The sequence below is a fragment of the Rhodococcus sp. IEGM 1409 genome, from assembly GCF_030056735.1.
Taxonomy (GTDB): domain Bacteria; phylum Actinomycetota; class Actinomycetes; order Mycobacteriales; family Mycobacteriaceae; genus Rhodococcus_F.
The window spans coordinates 49,154-50,586 of sequence record NZ_JASHKN010000011.1 but is presented as its reverse complement, the minus strand read 5'-3'; the positions used below and the strand labels follow the sequence as shown (position 1 = coordinate 50,586).

At 58.8% G+C, this 1,433-nt stretch carries 2 protein-coding genes and 1 pseudogene; all 3 read left to right on the top strand.

Annotated features, from left to right (window positions below; translation table 11 throughout):
- Positions 1–351: type 2 periplasmic-binding domain-containing protein (locus tag QM716_RS24570; protein WP_283306756.1), on the top strand; the 351-nt coding region annotated here is incomplete at its 5' end.
- Complete coding sequence (locus tag QM716_RS24565; RefSeq protein ID WP_283306754.1) at positions 351–1,307, top strand: amino acid ABC transporter permease; 957 nt, start codon at positions 351–353, stop codon at positions 1,305–1,307. The genes QM716_RS24570 and QM716_RS24565, both read left to right, overlap by 1 nt.
- Positions 1,304–1,433 (top strand): annotated as a pseudogene (locus QM716_RS24560) (ectoine/hydroxyectoine ABC transporter ATP-binding protein EhuA); the annotation flags it as partial. The gene QM716_RS24565 and the pseudogene QM716_RS24560, both read left to right, overlap by 4 nt.

The following is a 1,433-nucleotide window of genomic DNA, read 5'->3' as shown; positions in this document are numbered from 1 at the left end:
AGCGAGGCATGCGTTGCTGCAGGCAAGCCGCCCATCGACAAGATCAAGTACGACAGCCAGGATGATGCGGCCAACGCGCTCATTCTCGGTCGAGTCGACGCGTTGTCTGCGGATTCGCCAGTGACCGGCTATGCGATCAAACGGAGCAAGGGACGGATCGAAGCTGCAGGAGAACCCTTTGATTCGGCGCCGTACGGCTGGCCGATCGTGAAGGGTTCCGCCCTTGGGCCCGCCTTGCAACAGGCAATGCAGTACCTGATCGACAACGGCGTCTATCAACAGATCGCGCAGACCTGGAGTGTCGAGGCCGGCGTCATCGAAGTATCCAAGATCAACGGCGCGGAGAGCTGATGAACATGACAACAACTGAGACTGGCGAGCCTGCGCCGATCAAGGCGATCCCGCTGCGTAGACCGGGGCGGTGGGTCGCAGCAGTCGTGGTGCTGGTTCTGGTGGGGCTCTTCCTCTATGGTTCGGCGACCAATGAACAGTTCGGCTGGGCGACCTACCGCCAGTACCTCTTCGACGCTCGAATTTCGAAGGCGGCCTGGGTCACCATTCAATTGACAATCTTGTCGATGGTTGCCGCGATCCTCCTCGGCATAATCCTCGCGGTAATGCGGTTGTCGCCGAACCCGGTGTTGAAGTCCGCTGCCTGGGTGTATTTGTGGGTCTTCCGCGGTACGCCCGTTTACGTCCAGCTTGTCTTCTGGGGTCTCTTCCCTTCCATATACAAGAGCATCGATCTCGGTGTTCCGTTCGTCCACCAGTTCGTGCATTTCGACATGCAAGATCTCCAGGCGGCGTTCCTCTTCGCGGTCATCGGACTCGCTTTGAACGAGGCGGCGTACATGGCCGAGATCGTCCGTGCAGGTATCGCCTCGGTCAACGAAGGTCAGACCGAAGCGTCAGTGGCTTTGGGAATGACGTGGGGTCAGACGATGCGGCGAACGGTCCTTCCTCAAGCGATGCGGGTGATCATCCCACCCACCGGCAATGAATTGATCAGCTTGCTCAAGACGACTTCGTTGGTGACAGCCGTGCCGCTGAGTACCGAACTCTACGGGCGGGCGAGAGACATATCCGGTGCAAATTTCGAGCCGATCCCTCTCTTGATGGTCGCGGTTACGTGGTACCTCGCAATGACCAGTGTCCTCATGGTGGGCCAGTACTACGTCGAACGCCACTATTCGAAAGGGTCGACGAGGACGCTCACCACTCGCCAGCTTCAGGCACTCGCCGACGCACAGGGCAAAGAAACGGTAGTGGAGACACTCCCGGATATTCCAGGAGGAGAACGCAGATGACACCGATGGTGAAGGCAGACCGAGTCTGTAAGAACTTCGGCGCGCTCGAGGTTCTCAAAGGAGTCTCACTCGAAATCGACCCTGGCCAAGTTTTGTGCCTCGTCGGACCGTCCGGGTCGGGCAAGT